18 protein-coding genes and 1 pseudogene are annotated in these 17,819 nt (G+C 39.1%); 7 read left to right on the forward strand and 12 right to left on the reverse strand.

Going from position 1 to position 17,819, the window contains the following annotated elements; translation table 11 throughout:
* Positions 1 to 989 (reverse strand): EAL and HDOD domain-containing protein (locus RM552_RS14360; RefSeq protein ID WP_311369562.1); only part of this gene is annotated, 989 nt, incomplete at its 3' end.
* A gap of 395 nt (positions 990 to 1,384) precedes the next feature.
* On the opposite strand from RM552_RS14360, the gene RM552_RS14365 reads away from it, so the two are divergent.
* Genes RM552_RS14365 through RM552_RS14385 form a run of 5 tightly spaced genes read left to right on the forward strand, consistent with a single transcriptional unit; the run spans position 1,385 to position 7,651 of the window.
* Complete coding sequence (locus tag RM552_RS14365; RefSeq protein ID WP_311369563.1) at positions 1,385 to 2,611, forward strand: threonine/serine exporter family protein; 1,227 nt, start codon at positions 1,385 to 1,387, stop codon at positions 2,609 to 2,611.
* A 21-nt stretch (positions 2,612 to 2,632) separates the two neighbouring features.
* Entirely contained in the window at positions 2,633 to 3,835 is a 1,203-nt protein-coding gene (locus RM552_RS14370; RefSeq protein WP_311369564.1) for a DNA alkylation repair protein, read from the forward strand.
* Between the two features lie 13 nt (positions 3,836 to 3,848).
* Positions 3,849 to 5,204, forward strand: a complete 1,356-nt coding sequence (locus RM552_RS14375; RefSeq protein WP_311369565.1) for a DUF2252 family protein — start codon at positions 3,849 to 3,851, stop codon at positions 5,202 to 5,204.
* Complete coding sequence (locus RM552_RS14380) at positions 5,201 to 6,439, forward strand: NADH:flavin oxidoreductase/NADH oxidase family protein (RefSeq protein ID WP_311369566.1); 1,239 nt, start codon at positions 5,201 to 5,203, stop codon at positions 6,437 to 6,439. The genes RM552_RS14375 and RM552_RS14380 overlap by 4 nt, the downstream gene beginning before the upstream one ends.
* A 27-nt stretch (positions 6,440 to 6,466) precedes the next feature.
* Complete coding sequence (locus RM552_RS14385) at positions 6,467 to 7,651, forward strand: tetratricopeptide repeat protein (RefSeq protein WP_311369567.1); 1,185 nt, start codon at positions 6,467 to 6,469, stop codon at positions 7,649 to 7,651.
* 1 nt (position 7,652) lies between these two features.
* On the opposite strand, the gene RM552_RS14390 is transcribed toward RM552_RS14385, so the two are convergent.
* From RM552_RS14390 to RM552_RS14430, 9 genes and pseudogenes are all read right to left on the reverse strand, one after another.
* The gene (locus RM552_RS14390) at positions 7,653 to 9,113 is read right to left on the reverse strand and encodes a serine hydrolase domain-containing protein (RefSeq protein ID WP_311369568.1); all 1,461 of its coding nucleotides are present in this window, start codon (positions 9,111 to 9,113) and stop codon (positions 7,653 to 7,655) included.
* Positions 9,114 to 9,225: 112 nt separating this feature from the next.
* Complete coding sequence (locus tag RM552_RS14395) at positions 9,226 to 10,362, reverse strand: Acg family FMN-binding oxidoreductase (protein WP_311369569.1); 1,137 nt, start codon at positions 10,360 to 10,362, stop codon at positions 9,226 to 9,228.
* A 14-nt stretch (positions 10,363 to 10,376) separates the two neighbouring features.
* Complete coding sequence (locus RM552_RS14400; protein WP_311369570.1) at positions 10,377 to 11,684, reverse strand: sensor histidine kinase; 1,308 nt, start codon at positions 11,682 to 11,684, stop codon at positions 10,377 to 10,379.
* A complete protein-coding gene (locus RM552_RS14405) occupies positions 11,685 to 12,407 on the reverse strand; it encodes a response regulator (protein ID WP_311369571.1) in 723 nt (240 codons plus the stop codon). It abuts the gene before it with no gap.
* Between the two features lie 3 nt (positions 12,408 to 12,410).
* On the reverse strand, positions 12,411 to 12,836 hold the full coding sequence (locus RM552_RS14410) for a DUF3019 domain-containing protein (protein ID WP_311369572.1): 426 nt from the start codon (positions 12,834 to 12,836) through the stop codon (positions 12,411 to 12,413).
* Between the two features lie 6 nt (positions 12,837 to 12,842).
* A complete protein-coding gene (locus RM552_RS14415) occupies positions 12,843 to 13,730 on the reverse strand; it encodes a MipA/OmpV family protein (protein ID WP_311369573.1) in 888 nt (295 codons plus the stop codon).
* Positions 13,731 to 13,958: 228 nt separating this feature from the next.
* Positions 13,959 to 14,678, reverse strand: a complete 720-nt coding sequence (locus RM552_RS14420) for a BLUF domain-containing protein (RefSeq protein WP_311369574.1) — start codon at positions 14,676 to 14,678, stop codon at positions 13,959 to 13,961.
* A 302-nt stretch (positions 14,679 to 14,980) separates the two neighbouring features.
* Positions 14,981 to 15,485: pseudogene (locus tag RM552_RS14425) on the reverse strand (GNAT family N-acetyltransferase).
* Positions 15,486 to 15,487: 2 nt separating this feature from the next.
* The gene (locus RM552_RS14430) at positions 15,488 to 15,763 is read right to left on the reverse strand and encodes a type II toxin-antitoxin system TacA family antitoxin (RefSeq protein WP_311369773.1); all 276 of its coding nucleotides are present in this window, start codon (positions 15,761 to 15,763) and stop codon (positions 15,488 to 15,490) included.
* Here RM552_RS14430 and RM552_RS14435 point away from each other — a divergent pair.
* Together RM552_RS14435 and RM552_RS14440 are read left to right on the forward strand one after the other, a co-directional pair.
* Complete coding sequence (locus RM552_RS14435; RefSeq protein ID WP_311369575.1) at positions 15,711 to 16,100, forward strand: hypothetical protein; 390 nt, start codon at positions 15,711 to 15,713, stop codon at positions 16,098 to 16,100. The genes RM552_RS14430 and RM552_RS14435 overlap by 53 nt on opposite strands.
* A gap of 146 nt (positions 16,101 to 16,246) precedes the next feature.
* Positions 16,247 to 16,681 (forward strand): hypothetical protein, encoded by a 435-nt coding sequence (locus tag RM552_RS14440; RefSeq protein WP_311369576.1) that lies wholly within the window; start codon positions 16,247 to 16,249, stop codon positions 16,679 to 16,681.
* Between the two features lie 220 nt (positions 16,682 to 16,901).
* Here RM552_RS14440 and RM552_RS14445 read toward each other — a convergent pair whose 3' ends face one another.
* Both RM552_RS14445 and RM552_RS14450 read right to left on the reverse strand, forming a co-directional pair.
* Positions 16,902 to 17,288, reverse strand: coding sequence for a type II toxin-antitoxin system VapC family toxin (locus RM552_RS14445; RefSeq protein ID WP_311369577.1), 387 nt, complete (start codon positions 17,286 to 17,288; stop codon positions 16,902 to 16,904).
* Positions 17,288 to 17,518, reverse strand: coding sequence for a type II toxin-antitoxin system Phd/YefM family antitoxin (locus RM552_RS14450; protein ID WP_311369578.1), 231 nt, complete (start codon positions 17,516 to 17,518; stop codon positions 17,288 to 17,290). The genes RM552_RS14445 and RM552_RS14450 overlap by 1 nt, the downstream gene beginning before the upstream one ends.
* Between the last annotated feature and the right edge of the window lie 301 nt (positions 17,519 to 17,819).

The following is a 17,819-nucleotide window of genomic DNA, read 5'->3' on the forward strand; positions in this document are numbered from 1 at the left end:
GTGTCTAGCAAAGCGTCTATGCGCGAAAACAAACCTAACATAAAGCCATTTGGGGGGTCCTCAGCCACACCGATTTTGGCAGATAACTGTCTGCAAAACCGAGCGCGGGTCAAACTAGAAACCAGTAAGTCTTCTGGCTTATTGCCTTTTAAATTAGCTAACGCTAACAATGCAATAAATTTCTTCATTTCGTTTTGGCCCAAAAAATTGATCGCATGGGTAACAGATTCGATATTATTTTTCTTGTTGACGGTAGGATTATTAATAAAACGCATCAATTTAAAAGTGAGTCCAACATCTTTTTCAAAAATATCTACGACTTTACGAGCATCAAAATCAGCCGAAGCACTTATACTCAATAACTCTATAATTGAGGTCATCGACACATCAATATTTTTATGTTTAACCATTTCGGGTTTAGATAAAAAATAGCCTTGAAAAAAGTCAAACCCAGCGGCATTAAAAAGTTCAAATTCTTCGTGAGTTTCAACCCTTTCAACAACCAAGGTAATACCTCTTTCTTTGAATTTTTTTAAAATAGCTTGTTGCTTTGCATTTTGTAGATCGATCATTTGGACTTCAAATTTTATATAGTCTACGTATTGCATTAATCTTTCCCAATTAGGGGAAAAATCGTAATCGTCTAAAGCAATTCTATAACCTTGCTTCTTAATTTGTTTGCAAGCTTCAATAAGTTCTGGTGTTACCTCTACCGTTTCAATTATTTCGATAACTACGTTTAGTGGGTCTAAGGTTGACGGAAAACGATTTATAATAGTGTCGGTATGGAAGTTAATAAAAGCTACTTTGTTGTGAGTAATTGTCTCTACGCCCACAGATAGATGACTGCCTGCCAGCATACTACTGGTTGCTTCGTCAGGGTCAACATCGGGGAAACAGTTTTTGATACCATCACGAAAGAGTAGCTCGTAGCCAAATACTTGTTTAGCCTTGTTATAAATTGCCTGACGTGCGACATATGCGAACATTAATGACCTTTTACTAATATGAAGTACATTGATGCACTCATTGCACCGATATAACTGACTTTATCGACCTGAAAAGCAATTTGTTTATCTAAACATTACAATAATTTCATCTTGTTTTGGTACTGAATTAAAATCGTGGCATACTCAAAGAACGCTTAAATTTTGTTATCCCTTTATACTAATTATTAAACGAGCGACCTTATTAAAACCCAATTATTTACGTTAACTAGGCCGCTATATTTAATGGCGTATAAATTGACTAAAACGGGTCAAATTTATTTTTTATTTTTCACCTGGCTCTGTAAATAAAGCCATTTGCGGCAAAGGCTCGTGATTTCTTGGTAACGTGGTATAGTGCCGGAAAATTAGTGTTGTCAGTTTGTTAAGGTAAATAATTGGAAGCTTCTGAATTTAGGCGCACAAGGCGTTTTATAGTTAAATTAGGCAAGATGTTGCACAAATATGGCACCCCTGCGTTTCGTTTAGAAGCGCATTTAGCGGAGGTTGCAGCGTATTTAAGGGTGCATGCTAGTTTTATTTCTACGCCGACATCGCTTACCTTTGTTATATGGACCGATATGCATGAGGAAGAATACAACCATGCGGCAAGAGTTGAGCCTGGCGATTTAGATTTAGGCTCACTTGCACGGACGGACGAGTTGGTAAGTTCGCTTATTGCAGGTGATATGAATTTAATTGAAGCCGACGAAAGGTTGACCGAAATTGAACAAAAAGCCAAATTTTTACACCCAGCTATTATGACCATCTCCTATGGAGTAGCGACAGGAGCATTTGCCGTTCTAATGGGCGCCTCTTTACTAGACGCTATTGCTACTATGGCAATTGGTTTTGTGATGTATTTGTTTGTGTTTTGGTCTAAGCATTCAAAGCGCGTATTGCTGATGCTAGAGCCAGCAGTGGCGATTGTTGCGGGGCTAATGGCCTGCGCAATAGCGCATTATTTAGAACCAGGTATTAATATCCGTTTAGTGGTGTTGTCTTCCATCATTGTGTTTATCCCAGGCTTGGCCTTGGCGATTGGCTTGGCTGAGTTGTCTGCGCGCCATGTGGTAAGTGGCACAGCGAGAGTCATGGACGCGATCATGCAATTATTCAAGTTATATTTTGGGGCATTTCTTGGTATCAGTTTGGGCTTTTTTCTTTTCAGTGAAGTTGAACATAACCCGATAATTAAAATGCCTGAATGGAGTTTATTTGTGGCAGTATTATTATTGTGCGCTGCTTTAGTTCCTATATTTAATATAAAACTCAAACATGCTCCATGGGGCATTATGTGTGGCTTTTTGAGTTACTTTTCGACTTATTGGGCGTCAAAATATCTAGAGTTTGGTTTAGGCACATTTGTAGGCGCCTTTGCAGTTGGTATATTCGCTAATTTATTCACTCGTTTTACTAACGCACCCGCTACCATTGTTTTGATGCAAGGGTTAATTGTTTTGGTGCCCGGTTCTAAAACGTATATCGGCTTAAATTCATTTGTATCTGGGCAAGACTTTGTGCAAGCTGAGCATATAGGACAAGAAACCTTTGTCATTTTTATGTCGTTGGTGGCGGGTCTTATATTTGCAAATGTGTTAGTGCCCACAAAAAAGGCGCTTTAAATACAATCAAGGAGCTTGCTCATGGCCGAGCTGTTTAAACACAAATTCAATCTCGCCTTAATTAAAAAACTTGCTTCTTGTTTGCATGATAGCTGTCAAAAACAATCGCTAACTGACAAAGACACTTTTAATAGTGAAGGCTTTGTTAAGCAAGCAAGTCATGATTTAGAAGACCTAGAGTTAAAAGCGCGTTCAGTGCAAATCTGTGAAGCGTTACATGCTTATCTGCCTACTGACTTTGTTATTTCGGCGTCGATAATACAGATGTCATTGGCCAATCCTAGCCAAGACGATACAATATTTCATGATTTCCAACCAACGGGACTGGCGGGTTGGGTCTTGCATCCTGTGTGTGATTATATCGCTCAAAAAGGGATGGAAAATGAAGCAGAGCATATGTCGCTGGCGATGAATCTTTTGAAAGCCTGCACAAAACGCTTTACTGCGGAGTTTGCTGTGCGCCCATTTTTAGACGCATACCCAGAGAATTGTTTGCGTATTTTTAGAGAGTGGGCACTAGATACTGACTTGCACGTTCGGCGTTTGGTGTCAGAAGGAACACGTCCTTATTTACCGTGGGGGATAAGACTTAAGGCGTTTGCAAAAGACCCAAAGCCGGTAATAGATTTACTCGAAATATTAAAATACGATGAGTCTGAATATGTACGTCGTTCAGTGGCCAATAGTCTTAATGATATTGCAAAGGATCATCCTGACTATGTTGCAGAAATAGCAGAACAATGGTTAACTGAGATTAGTAAAAACGACGCTAAATTAGATCATAAAAACAGACACAGAATGGTGAAACATGCTTGTCGGACGCTATTAAAAAATGGGCATCCAAAGGTGTTGGCTCTTTTTGGGTACCCGCCCGCTCAATTGCAGACTTGCGAATTGTCGCTAAATTCAAATACAGTTAAATTGGCAAGTGAAACAGAAAATATTTTGAACTTCAGGCTTCTTATAAATTCAGGGTCAAAAGCTACCGCACAGCAAGCCTTATTGATTGATTATATCGTCCATCATCAAAAAGCAAATGGCACACTGAGCGCGAAAGTTTTTAAGTGGAAAACAGCTACAATAGAGGCTCAACAAACACTAGCATTTGAAAAAAATCATAGTTTTAAGGCTATAACTACGCGGAAATATTACCCTGGCGAACATAAACTTGAAGTGCTAATTAATGGTAAGATATGGGCAAGTAAAAACTTTACGTTACTTTAAATAGAAGCTAGATATGACATCGAGAGCGGATTTTCTCAACCAACAATTTTTTCTAGTCGATGGTGATTACCCCGGTGGAAAATTAAATAAACATAGAAAAATGTGCAACAGTCCCTTTGTTTTTTTAAGAGGCAGTGCACAAATTTTTTATGCTGATATTGCTGCGGCTAACTTAGCCTTACCTGCAGCCCTTCATGATGTGCCTTTTACCACTATAATGGGCGATTGCCACGTATCAAATTTTGGTTTTTTTACCGAAGAAAGCTCGCATGGTGATGAGGTGGTGTTTAGCTTAAATGATTTTGATGATGCTTGTATTGGCCACGCTAGTTGGGACATATTAAGATTTTTAGTAAGCCTCTTTCTGACTGTGGACTATTGTGATGGCCTTAAAAAAGGCTTGTATGCGGGTAAAAAAAATCCCATATTAGAGGGTATCAATCCCTATGTGGACAAATTGCAAATTACGCCTGATCATGCAACCCAAGCGTGTAAACAATTTATCTTAAGTTACCAACAAAGCCTTGTTCAATGTATGGACGATAAAAAGGGTAGTCCACCTTTTATTGATAAGGCCTTTGAGGATTTTGCCAGCCCGTCGTGTCTATCAAAACGTTTTGAAAAAGCCAAATCACGCGCAATTGGCGGTGAAGAGTTTTTAATCAAAAGTGCTTTGTCGAAGGCGGTCGATGTCAATAAGGTTGCGCTTAAGTTTATGACATCCAAATCAAAATTTACGCCACTTGGCAATAGCCTTGAGGCAATCAAAGGGCATCTTTCACCTTATTTTTACCATGATATTTTAGATATTGTATATCGTGTTGAATCAGGTACAGGTTCAGTCAATATGCCAAGACTTTATTTATTAATAGGCCCAAAGCATGAAGCCAGCATTGCACACTGTCATATTGTAGAAGTGAAGCAACAAAGAACGGCAGCTCCCCTATATTATTTTAGTAATTTGCATGCTAAAAACACCTTGAACCCCGCTCATTTAACTTTTAAGTGTCAGCGTATTATGCAGCGCTGCCAAGACCGCTATTTAGACGAGGTTGAATTTGAGGACGCACATTGGTTGATTCGGTCCAGGCATCATGCAAAAGTGGGTATTGACCCAGAGCATATTGGCTTTGGTGCCAAAAATGCAGAGAAAAATGGTTTTGAAAATTATGCTCGGGCTTGCGCGCAAGAGTTAGCCAAAGCACATAGTCGTAATGATTTAATTCAGACACTTTTCGAGGAAAAAATGCATAAAGCGCTTGAACTTTGCAAGCAAGAATTGACTGATATTGCCATTGCTTATGCTGAGCAAGTAAAAAGCGATTGGCGATGGTTAATTGAACAATATCCAAATAAGGCAACAACATGACGTCGACAGTTTTTCGACCATACACGCTACCATGTGGTCAAGTGCTTAAAAATAGAATGGTGAAAGCCGCAATGGAAGAAAACCTAGCAAATGAAAAGCAGCATCCAGGGCCCGCCTTATTTAATTTATACGACGCTTGGGCAAAAGGCGGTGTAGGGCTTATTATCACTGGTAATGTGATGATTGACCACCTCGCTATGACTGGGCCAGGAGGTGTTGTTTTAGAAAAAGACAGCGATATAAAGCCCTTCGAGCATTGGGCAAATATTGCTAAGCAAGATGGCTGTAAAGTATGGATGCAAATTAATCATCCGGGCAGACAGGTTTATAAACGCATGGGTGGAAAAGTACTTTCAGCTTCTAATGTGGCGCTTAATTTGGGTAAACATTCAACGCTTTTTGGGCAGCCAAGCGCCATGAGCGAAAGTGAAATTTTGGATGTCATCGAACGCTTTGCAACAACAGCAAAACTAGCCGAAAGTGCCGGGTTTGATGGCGTTGAAATTCACGCTGCCCATGGGTATTTATTAGCACAATTTTTATCACCGTTAACTAACAAACGCAATGACGAGTGGGGCGGTAGCATTGAAAATAGGGCGCGCTTATTATGCAAAGTAATTGAAGCGGTGCAAGCCAAATGCAGTGATACATTTGCGCTTGCGATTAAGCTAAATTCTGCAGATTTTCAGCGTGGCGGCTTTGATATCGATGATGCCTCTAAAGTTATTGACATGCTAGCCAATTATCAACTTGATATGATTGAGCTTTCTGGTGGTAGTTATGAGGCGCCAGCCATGCAAGGTAAAACTGCAGATCAACGAACCTTAGCGCGTGAAGCATACTTTTTAGAATTCGCAGAAGTGATTGCAAGTCAATCAAGCACACCTATTATGACAACTGGTGGGATTAAGCGTTTGTCTGTCGCAGAAAGTGTGATTGCAAAAGACATCGCTTTAGCGGGTATGGCATCAGCTTTAGCTTATACACCTGATCTTGTTCATCAATGGGTATCAGAGCCAGAAAAGGTGGGTGAAATTCCCGCAGTTGCGTGGAAAGATAAAACGCTAAGCGGCTTGGCCAATATGGCACTTGTTAAACGACAACTTAGACGTTTGGGGGCAGGTAAAAAAGTCAAACCTTCTGCATCACCTATTTGGAGTTTATTAGTTGATCAAATAAGAACGCGTAAGTTGACCAAGCGATATCGAAATCTTTACCAAAACGAAATAAATTAGTAAGGTAGTGTAAAGGGGGTCTTTGTTATGAGAGCTTTTTTATTAATTAGTGTTCTAATACTGGGTGCTTGCACATCGAGCAATCGTTATCATACCTTGCGGACTGACACACAGACGATACAAGAAATACCTGACCAAATACTCACACCCCCCTTAATCATTGACGATGGATTTACGTTAAAAGACATCCCTAGCGAAAATATATTCGCGCTATCTGCTGAGCATCAGGCTCATTTTTTAGACTATTTTAACCATCCGATTCATAGTACCGAAAGGCCTCACAGGCGTATTAAAAAATACTTAGAAAAATATCTAAATAAGTTTGATTATCGAGGGGAAACCTTTAATGCGCGCCAGGCCCTTGATAGCCAAAGCGGAAATTGTTTGTCATTGGCGATATTGTCGACGGCGTTTACAAAATTGACCGACCTAGACTATAAATTTAACCTCGTTCACGTCGCGCCAATTTATGAAGAATTGGGTGATATTCAAGTACTTTCATCTCACGTTAATTTTACTATTTATGACAAGAAAAAGGTGGAACCAGGTTTTTTCTATGCACTTGGCAAAGTCACTATCGATTATTTCAGAACAAGTTCGGCAGTTACGTCAAGCGAAGTTAGTGAGAAAGAGCTCAGCATTATGTATTGGCATAATCTAACCGCAGATGCCTTGCTAGCCGGTAATATCGATTTGGCGTTTACTTACACTAAAAAAGCTTACAATCTGGATCCCCTGTATCCTGAAACGCTCAACTTTTTAGCCGTTTTGTATAATCGTAGAGGCTACCATGAACGCGCGTATGCCATTTATGATTTCATGTTGAAAAATCAACTATATACTTTTACTGCTATCGATAACTTTGCTAGTTTGTTGAGAACCCGCGGCGAGCATCGGCGGGCAGATGGCATTGCAGAGCTAGTAATTCACATCACCAATGATAATCCTTACACATGGTTACATAGAGGTATAGATAACGCCAAACAAGGCAAACTTAAACTAGCAGAATCACAGTTTAAAAAGAGTCTAACCCTAGCACCTTATTTACATGAACCCCATTTTCAATTAGCAAAATTATATGCTCAACAATTAAAAATGGGGGCAGCTAAAAAGTATTTAGAGCAAGCATTTGCTTTAGCATATATACCAGAACATCAGCAACGATATAAAGCAAAGTTATATAGTTTGAAGCGGGCTCGTTATGCCGACTAAGCTATCTTCCAATTCGCACTCCAACAAATGAACGGTCTCGAATATAAACTGATTCGCCACCTTCTACCTCTGGGAAAAAGGTAAGCTGAAATACTTCTGGGCCCACGACTGCAATAAAGGTGTCTTTACCAATGGGTTGTAAGGACCTCTCATATTCTATGTTTTGACTATTCAGTTCTGGGATATTCAATTCTAGTTGGCCGTCGTTATTTGTAATTTCTAGCGTGTAATTACCAGTATCATATGTGCCTACGTGTTTGTTAAAAGAATTAACATCGATGTCTCCATAAGGTATATCTGTTGGCGTAGGCAAAGTCGTCAGACTTTTTAATGCTTCAACAAAAGTATTAGTGTAATCATCTAAGCGCCCACTGCTTAAAATCGAAATTGCAATATTTTGTTCAGGGAGTATCCAGAATTTAGACGTATAGCCAAGTGTATCGCCACCATGTTGCCAGAGTTTTATTGGATACCACTTATCTTCGTAGATGAAACCCTCATCAATATAAATACCATATCCATACTGCTCAGGTAATCCAGCAAACTCTACAGATACTTGTGACTTAAGTATGTCTTCACGTAAATTATTGGATAGAACATCAGAGTCTCCATTTAATAAAAACTCAGCCATTTTAAGAATTTCAGTGGGTGTAGACCAAGTGTAAAGGCCAGCAGGGGTCATTATGGGAAGGTTTTCTACCTCAAATAAATCAGTGTAAGCAGTGGCGTTTCCATTTTCATCTTGATAAACCCCTAAGGCATAATCACCATCATCTAGAACCACATTAGTATGCATACTTGTTCTTTCCATCCCCAAAGGCGTAAACACCGACTGCGCCATAATATCTCTATAGTCTTGTTGTCGGTAATACTCCAAAATAACACCAAGATAAGTATAGTGGGGATTTGTATAGTTATGAAAACGGCCCGGTTCAACCATTAAGGGGTTCGCATTAGCATATTGCGCTAACATGTCAGAAAGTGGCGCATCATCAGCCATTTCTTTATAGTCATCTGATAAACCGCCTTGATGCGTCATTAAATGGTGCACACTAATACCTTGCCACTCGTTGGCTTGTTCAACCGGGTATTGTAAATCGGGCAGTGCAATAGTAAGCGTATCGTCTAAAGTGATTACTCCTTCGTCTACTAACTGCAAGGTCGCTAAACTAGTCAACATTTTTGTAGTTGAACCTAATTGAAAAAGAGTATCTTTGGTAACTGGTACGCCACCATTTAATTTAGTATTGCCAAACGCGTTTGCATAAACAATATTACCATTGTGATAAATAGCAATCGATACTGCAGCCGACTCGTTGGCGGCCATTTCTTCTTTTGCTGCTTCACCGACTGCTATAAAAGCAGAATCAGGCACGTTGATAGTTGTGTTTTTGTTTGATGAACCCCCGCATGCGCTGAGACTTAAAACGACAATTGCGCCTAAAAAGAGATGTTTTATCATTGTGTTGCTTCCTATATAAACTATTTAGAAGCAGTTTAATGTTTGTTGTTAATGGGTGCTGTATGCAGGTGTATAGACTTTGTATCTGTATGTATCTATAAAATGTTTATTGCTATATTATTCTCGTTGATAAGGCCCAGCGCGGTGAGGGCGGGGTTATGTCAGAATAACCTAAACGAGCCCACATCTGCACTTTTTCATCATTTTCAGCTCCAAGGAGTTTGCGTGCTTCAGCATATTCTTGGGTCATTTCAGGATATTCCTGTAAAGCCTGGCTAAGAGGTTGTATCGCTAAGCCCATTTGGCTTGCTACTAGGTTCAGCCTTAGGTAATGTGCGCCTGCTGTTACTTGGTCTAAACGACTATTACCAGTGGTTAATAGCCAAATATGAGCTCTGGCGGTCGTCAGTTCTTGCGCTGTTTTCCTTGCGGTTTGCCGACTACGACCTTTGAGGTCACGTAAATCCTTATGTGAAATCAGTCCAAATAAATTGAGCCAGTCAAAAAAGACTCCCGTAAGTGATATTCCATCCGGATTAGCAGCTACTTCTTGTTTGCCAATACGCATCAGTTTAGCACTTTCGAGGTAAGCTGCATCGGTATCTATTTCGCGCTCATAAGCACGCTTTGCAAGGCTGTTTAACTCCAAAACACGATTGGACGTTGTTGTTGTGCCCCAGCGTAAGCCTTTACAATGCCCTATGGAATTTACCAGGTCGTTGATAAGTGATTGTTCAACGGGTGTCGAATTGTATTTACCGCGAGTAGTTCGGCGCTTTGAAACCGCTGTAAACAGCGCATTAGGTGAAGTTGAGTTTGGTTTTAGAGATAGATGTGCAACAGGACGATTGTTAAGTCCCGACGTGCTAGTTCCGTCGGGAAACCACTCGATAGACAATAATTCTTTGTGGTTTGCAGCTGCCAAGCGTAACAATTCTACAAATGCGCCAAGGCCGATTGTTATCTGCCTTTCAAAAGGGTCTGTAATTGGAAGTTTTCTATTAGGGTCTGCATACAAGGTAGCTGACCGTTCCCCATGCAAAGCGACTTGCCATGGCTGGCGATTGTGAGGATTCGGTGCAAGTAAGGCCCAAGATAGGGCCTGTATAATGGGTGAATTACCCTGACCCGCATCGGTCCACGGCTTAGCTGGGTCGACAAGTCCGCCCGAGCTAGTACACCCTAACATTAACGGTGATGCAATGACTGCCGAGCTACCTAACACCTTTAGAAACTTGCGTCGTTGCATAAAAATATTCCTAATTAATTCTCTACTGACGGCAAGTTCACAATAAATTTAGCACCTTTCAACTGCTCGCTTTTTTCTACTGTGATACTGCCTTGATGCCATTGAACGATACGTTTGCATATTGCTAAACCCACGCCATGCCCTTTATTTTTGTTAGCTTTGCTTCGAACAAATGGTTTAAACAAATCTACTTTAATATCTTCGGGTATGCCATCACCGTCATCTTCTACAACTAATACTAAACTGTTAGGCCTACAACATATTTTGACTAATACTGTTGTTTTACTATGTTGTATGGCGTTTAGTAGCAAGTTGTTAACTAGCATTTTTAAATATGTGTTGTCGCCAACAGCAAAACAATGGGCAAGTGATGCATCGGCTTCTAACAAAATTGACTTATCGTGTTCAGCAGGTCTTTCTTTTTGTTTATTTTTGATAATTTTTTCGGTAAGCGCGAACAAATCGATAGACGTTTTTTCTATCGCTAACATGGATTGATCTAGTCTTGCATAGGCTAAAAGGGTTTCTACTAGTTCGACCATATCATCAATATGAGCATTGATACGTTTTTCATATACCCTTCGTTGTGCTGGTTCTTCTTCTTCGCTTAGAGTATCTAGCCCCATACGGATGCGAGCCAACGGAGTACGGAGATCATGAGATACAGCGGTACTTAATAACTTTACATCTGATACTAAATCTTCAATACGCTGAGCCATATGGTTAAACTCAGATTCTAAATCGCTTATATATGACACTTTGCCGACTGTAATGCGTTGCGATAATTCGCCTTTCCCAAAAGCTTTGGCAGTTTCACGCAAATTTATCAGACGCGAAATCAAGGGCTTTGCCCATAGCAAAAATAGTACGATGAGAAGTAAATAAAAAAGTGATGTGACCCAATAGCGATTGATAAATTTTTTATTGTCCTCGATTGTGTAAGGAATTTGCAGAATAAGCACATCGCTAGAGTTTGGAATAGCGTAGTGTATATTTAGGTCTGAATCTGACTCGATATTGAGGGATTTTCCTAATCGTAGATCAGAGAGTAAAGGTGCTGGAAGTGCAAGCGAGTTTATACTATCTATTTGCAGTGAGTAACCATCATTTGCTTGCCAAGCTGTTATAAATGCATTTGCATTGTTGCTGCTAGATAAAGCAACCGCCATTTTTTTTGTGAGTATCTCGGCATATTCTATTTTATCTTCAGATGGGCTTTGTTTTGGGTCACTATATTGCTGATAAACAAAATCAAACACCCAGCCAAGACCAATAGTGGCGACAAGCACCACCACAACTAAAGATAGGCTCAGATAGCGCACTTACCATCCATCCTTAGTAAATAAATAGCCTTTTCCCCACACTGTTTTGATTAAAAACGGTTCGTTGGGATCGTCGCCAAGTTTCTTCCTAATCCTAGACACTCTTAAATCAATCGAGCGATCAAAGCCATCGTAGTCAAAGCCTCGCAAGTGACTGATCATGTCTTTCCGAAGCACAAGTTCACCAGCACGTTCGGCTAAAAAGCATAGGACTTCAAACTCTGCGGTAGAAAGCAAAATTGCTTCACCACGCAACACTACGGTCATATTTTGTTTATCGATGACCAATGAATTTAATACTATTTTTTTTGTATGCTTGTTTTGTGTTTGTGGCGAGCTGGATATTGTTTGGCTTCTTCTTATTTGTCCTCGAATTCTCGCAAGTAGTGCTCTTGCTCTAACGGGTTTTGTAACGTAATCGTCAGCCCCTACTTCTAAACCTAAAACCTCATCAATCTCTTCATCGCGCGCGGTAAGCATGATAATTGGACCATTATAAAGTGGTCGTATTTGTCGACATACGTCTAAACCATCAATGTCGGGCAACATGCCGTCGAGTAGAATAAGGTCCGGTGGTGAATTAGCTATTCTAGCTATAGCGTCAATACCGGAACTTGTTACTTCAACAACAAAACCCTTGGTGCTCAAATATTCATTTGTCCAAAGGGCTAGTTCGTCGTCGTCTTCTACTAATAAGATTTTCATATCATTGGTTTCAATCATTATCTAAAACACTCGCCATGAAACTGAAGATCGCTTGCGTTTATATACCCAAGCCATTTTTAATTCAACTTGTGCTAATTCATCTTGCTCATTTTTGAGGTAAAAAAGCGTGTTTTCATTGCTTGAAAACTCGGTGGTAAACCTGCCATTTTGAGCATCGTACCAACAACGTAAAGGTTCATTTTTAGTTGAAGCGTACAAACAATAATTGCCAGTTGTCTCCATTGCCCATTTTATCTCAAGGTCAACATAGCAAGTTTGACCTTCGCGCATAGCTACACATTTTTGTGGCTGAATTGTTAAAACGCTTTGTTTTTGTTTGCTTTCATCTGCGCTAGCAACAAAGCTAAACATTGAAAGAAAAGCCGCTAAGGTATATTTTATTAGATAATTATGATTTATTTTATTTAGGCGAATGTTTGTCATCATTGCCCCCTAAAATACGTAAGTCAACGACAAACCAGCGGTTAAAATCGAAGAGCCTTCTGCAGACAAAGGGCTATCGCTGATTCCACTGGGACGTTGAACGCCAGAGAAGAATCCTCCAAACACAATGTTTTCAGATACGGGATATTCAAATCCAACTTCTCCAACTATCAGCACACCGCCATCTGCGGTATATGGGTCGTAGGGTGCATTATTGTCATTAAACAATTGTTTTATTTGAGCCGATTCGCTTTCTGAGATCCCATAGTAGTAGTCTGCAATTTCGTCACTTTGATAAAAAGCACCTACAGTCGCATAGACATTCCAGTTTTTAATTTGCCATGTTCTGCGCAACGAGGCTGAGGCACTAAAGCCTTTTATTTCATCTTGTAAGCTAATTGGACTGGCAATAAATTGTATTAAGTAGTCTGAAAAGTAGCCGGTGGCTCTTGCGCCGACGCGAGAGTTGCTGTCTTTTTCAATTATTAAACTATCGGTGTTTGAGTTAAAAAAATATTCGCCGCCCTGAAATGCTTCAACTACGTATAAATCGAGTGCCCAATGTTCAGTATTATAAAAATTGTATCCAACGGCTACACCAGAAAACAAACCATTAATATTTTCTTGACTACGACCCGGGCTTTCGACAAAAAAGCCGTTCCAGCGAGCTTGCAGTTCAATATCAAATTCTAAAAAAATATCGGTATCATCTATCCTTTCAAAACTGTCACCTATTAAATTAGTCTCTGAAACGCCCGCAATTGCACTTACTGCAAAAAATGAATCAAAGCCATGTGACTGATTGTTTTCTCGATCATTTTCAGCATGCGCATACGTGCTATTAAAGCATGCAAAAATAGTGGCGGTTATTAATGGTAGAAGGGTTATTTTTTTCATCGTTGTACTCAAGTTATTAATCATGCCTAAAGCATATAGGTATTCGAATAGGCGAGTAGTAACGAGTATTGTCTATCTGTATCAAGTTGTATCAATGTATATTGCATTTACGCTAGTCCGTTTACGCTAGGGCGAGTAAGCTAACATGAAGGCGTCAGCCTTTGTTTGTATAAACGAGCAAGTTTTTTGGAATAGCTGAGAGAAGGGCTAGTATGTAATGTTAATTCATCAACTCAATTTCTGACGCCACTTTCCATCTTTAAAAGCATCTAAGATTTTCTTCACCTGTTCTTCAGAAATATTTTCCAAGCATTTATCATTCTGAAAAAAATCATTCATTCCATCAATTTTTTGGATTTCCTCAGGTTCAGCATCAAGTTTTCCCATTGTCCAGTCTTCAAATATTTTATTAGGTGAACGAACGGCCAATACTTTAGCGACCTTAGTATGGCGAGTATCTTTTGATATTTTCTTATACAGAACATTTACTTTATTCAATGGCCCTTCAAGAATCTGCATAAATGAACCCCCAACATAAAGAAGCATGCCTGATACGCCGAGCTTTTGATTATTTCGTCTAGATATTGTAAGAATTTCATCAAGTGAAGTGTCAGTCATCTCATCTGTTGCAGCACTTACATAAACTAACAATATATTGTCATTTTCTGGCAATAAATCGCTAACTTGGTAAGGTTCTAATGGAAAAGCTTTGAATTGAAGAATATTTTTTTCAACCAACGGGAGTGCTTCAAGGGCCGCATATGCCACTTTTACCGAAGCTACTTCTAACATAAGTACAGTGCCAGGTTGATCTCCTCTAGACCAGAATGCTCTTATAATGCCTTTGTTGTGCAACTTCACTATGGATGAGTGGTTTAGTGAGAGATACTTTTCATACTCATTTGGTTTTGCTTCGTCAGTAAACCGGGCAATAGCTAGCACTTGCATAATATACCTTTATTTATTGGGAAGTAGGTTGATAAATAAGCTTGATTATTACTCGAAATATAAAATTTAATTTTGTCTTAAGCAAGCGTTAAAGGGAATTTTATAAACCGACTCCAAAGTCGGGGCGTGTATCCGACTATTGATATGTGCTAGTTTTGTTAAATACTTCTACAGATTAGTAATACCGCACCATATGGACAAGTAGTTAGTTTTACAATGACACAACTACAATCCAACAATCCTTTATTTTTTGGAATTATTCCCACGCGAAATATATATGGCTTTATAAGTATTGGTCAGTATTATTTATCTGAGCTGAGACGAATGTCTGCTACCGTCATAAATAATTTATTGTCTTGGTCTAAAAATGCAGAAAATCCATATTTTTCGTAAAACGCCAATGCGCTGCGCTTTGCATCGACGATAACCAACGGAAATCCAACTTTATTACTAGCACTTAATAATCTTTTAAGTGCATCTACAAGGAGCCACTCACCCAATCCTTTGCCTTGGTATTTAATATCTACAGCCATACGAGCTACTAAGCCTGCAGTTTGCGCTGATTGATGTTTTTTTGCAGTTTCGGAGGTAATCCATACAGAGTTAACGTTGACATTGTTAACGTATAAAACCCTATGATTGTGGATCCCTTATTTATCTTGTTGGTATCAATAAGCACATAAGTTCTAGAACTATCTTTCGCACCTTGTTGGCTCGCTATTGATTTAATATAGTTGTTAAGAGCCTTTTCACCACAATCGAAATTTTTCTGTTATGAACACGCTTATCTAATAATATCGTGTGCATATTCAATCATTATGTTTCTTAAACGCTTGCGCTAGACGCTTATTAGCACTTGCGGGCTTATCTAGTTCCGTTATTAACTTCTTTGTATCTCGAGCGGTAAGTTCAATACGCTGCTCTTGCTCAATAAGGCGCTTAGCTTTTTCTAACGCTGCACTAAGCACAAACGAATTGATACTCGACATACCTGAAATTGCAGCGGCTTGAGTAAGCAGTGCTTGCGTATCGTTGTCTACACGCGCAGTAATACGTGGTGCTGGACTATATAAAAATTCCGATATGGACCAAATTACAGCCCTTGCAATGTCGTCAATATCAGCTCTTAGAGTAAAAAAGATTGATCTGTATGATGGAAAGCCAGGTTTACCACTGCCAGAAATTGTATATACAGATAAAATAATACACGCGATCCCTGTTTTTAAATATTATGATGTAGACGTATTAATGGAACGCGATCCAAATAATATATTCAAACGACATAAAGTAGTTGGTATCTTGCATTCCACTAGACGTAATGAGGAAACAAAACTGAATATACGAGGGACGCGAACTTTTTCTCGAAATAAGGCGATTTCTTTATGTATGGAGCAAGCTTGCGAAGATTTGTTTGAATACTAAATAGTAACTAAATTGAAATCGGGAACATATTTATGAATTTTGCAAACACCACCTTTAAGCGATTAATAAAAATCTTAGTATCATGCTCGATTTTATTATTTATAACTAATTGCGCAAAAAACGACTCAAACACTATTACGGTAGGTATGGACGAATGGGTATTGTTTCAAGAAAGAAATCCCGAGTCAGGCTCATTAGTTCGATTTGCTGGGTTGAAAATTAGTAGTAACCCTCTTATTGAAACTGACGAATATTCTCAAGAATGGAAAGTTATTAACACTACGTCACAACAAATCATGATTGACCAAGACGTTATCAGTGAATATGACATATCTTTATCGCTAAATAGTAAAGAGCATTTAGGAATTGGTTATGGTGATTTTACCTTATTATTATTTCGAAAAGGAGAGGAAACCTGGACTTTTTCAGAATACACTAATATCCAAAATAGACATGTGCAAGCTTGTTTCACCAAAAGTGAGTTCATTCATACTTTTAAAATAAATAGTTGTGAATGGATAGTGTTACCCATGATAGAAGATGTTCCAAATGAATTGCGCATTTTTCAATATAGGGGCTGAATAACATGGTGCGTGAGGGATTATAGAGTAATAACTTTGTAATTTAGCGATCAAATAAAAGGTTTAGCTTGACTCAACGTTGGATCATAGATACGTCCATTCATATGGACTAATAGCTTGTTTATCGCTCTAGGCTAGCAATATCAGGCTTTTAGCTTAAGGGACAATGCCATTACATACAGATACGTCCCAAACTGCCTATGAAATCATTTTTACATTCTCAGTCGTTGGCATTAATTACTTTAACACTATACTTTGGGATTTCATTGTCGTTTGTCATCAATATAAGCCCTTCAGCCTGCGCTTGTGCAACTAACATTCTGTCAAATGGGTCTTTATGATGCAATTCAAGCTCTCCAGCTTGTTCGGCATGATATGAACTAATAGGTAAGTGTTTAAACCCTTCCTCTGTAATAATTGAATCGAAATCATCAGGAGCTTCTAGCAGCCCTTTTTTCTTTTTGATCGCGATTTCCCATATAGAGGCAGCACTAACAAAAATGTCATTATCTTGATTAGAAATAGTTTCAATTGAGTTCTTGCCCAATTGCTGGTTGCCGTTTAACCACCATAGAAGTGCATGAGTATCGAGGAGAACTCTTTTCATTATAAACCGAACTCTTTTGCTATATCATCGGAAACTTCTTTAGCATCAAAATTATCAGCTAAGTTTATTTTCCCTTTAAATTGCCCAAACACTCTCTTTTTTGACGGTTTGCAGGGAACCAACCTAACAGCAGGTTTTCCTGATTTTGCAATGATAACTTCTTCACCATTTAGTGCCGATTCCACCAATTGAGAAAGTTTACTTTTTGCCTCGTGCATATTTGCTTGCATGACTTTTATTTCCATAGCTAAGTTTAGCTAAACTATATTATACAGTTTAGATATTGTCTAATACTTTCAAAATTGTTTAAGCCCCTGTAGCGGCTACACCTGAGGATTTAGATTTGTATTTATTTTTCTGATCGGAAGCATAATTATCTCCATTCGCATCGAGGTTATATACTAGAATCATCCATATGGACTAGTCGGAATAGTTAAAGTAGAAAATTTCAATTACCTGCCGGTTACACAGCTAACAGCTCTTCTTTAGGGATCACCAACAACCGGTTTGCTTCATCTTCGATCCCAGTTC

The organism is Glaciecola petra, assembly GCF_031846345.1.
Classification (GTDB): Bacteria; Pseudomonadota; Gammaproteobacteria; order Enterobacterales; family Alteromonadaceae; genus Glaciecola; species Glaciecola petra.

Excerpts from the sequence above, each read along its gene's own strand:
- RM552_RS14370 (WP_311369564.1), top strand. The coding sequence starts at position 2,633 with ATGGCCGAGCTGTTTAAACACAAATTCAATCTCGCCTTAATTAAAAAA.
- RM552_RS14375 (WP_311369565.1), top strand. The coding sequence starts at position 3,849 with ATGACATCGAGAGCGGATTTTCTCAACCAACAATTTTTTCTAGTCGAT.
- RM552_RS14380 (WP_311369566.1), top strand. The coding sequence starts at position 5,201 with ATGACGTCGACAGTTTTTCGACCATACACGCTACCATGTGGTCAAGTG.
- RM552_RS14385 (WP_311369567.1), top strand. The coding sequence starts at position 6,467 with ATGAGAGCTTTTTTATTAATTAGTGTTCTAATACTGGGTGCTTGCACA.
- RM552_RS14390 (WP_311369568.1), bottom strand. The coding sequence starts at position 9,113 with ATGATAAAACATCTCTTTTTAGGCGCAATTGTCGTTTTAAGTCTCAGC.
- RM552_RS14395 (WP_311369569.1), bottom strand. The coding sequence starts at position 10,362 with ATGCAACGACGCAAGTTTCTAAAGGTGTTAGGTAGCTCGGCAGTCATT.
- RM552_RS14405 (WP_311369571.1), bottom strand. The coding sequence starts at position 12,407 with ATGATTGAAACCAATGATATGAAAATCTTATTAGTAGAAGACGACGAC.
- RM552_RS14410 (WP_311369572.1), bottom strand. The coding sequence starts at position 12,836 with ATGATGACAAACATTCGCCTAAATAAAATAAATCATAATTATCTAATA.
- RM552_RS14415 (WP_311369573.1), bottom strand. The coding sequence starts at position 13,730 with ATGAAAAAAATAACCCTTCTACCATTAATAACCGCCACTATTTTTGCA.
- RM552_RS14420 (WP_311369574.1), bottom strand. The coding sequence starts at position 14,678 with ATGCAAGTGCTAGCTATTGCCCGGTTTACTGACGAAGCAAAACCAAAT.
- RM552_RS14440 (WP_311369576.1), top strand. The coding sequence starts at position 16,247 with ATGGACGAATGGGTATTGTTTCAAGAAAGAAATCCCGAGTCAGGCTCA.
- RM552_RS14445 (WP_311369577.1), bottom strand. The coding sequence starts at position 17,288 with ATGAAAAGAGTTCTCCTCGATACTCATGCACTTCTATGGTGGTTAAAC.
- RM552_RS14450 (WP_311369578.1), bottom strand. The coding sequence starts at position 17,518 with ATGCAAGCAAATATGCACGAGGCAAAAAGTAAACTTTCTCAATTGGTG.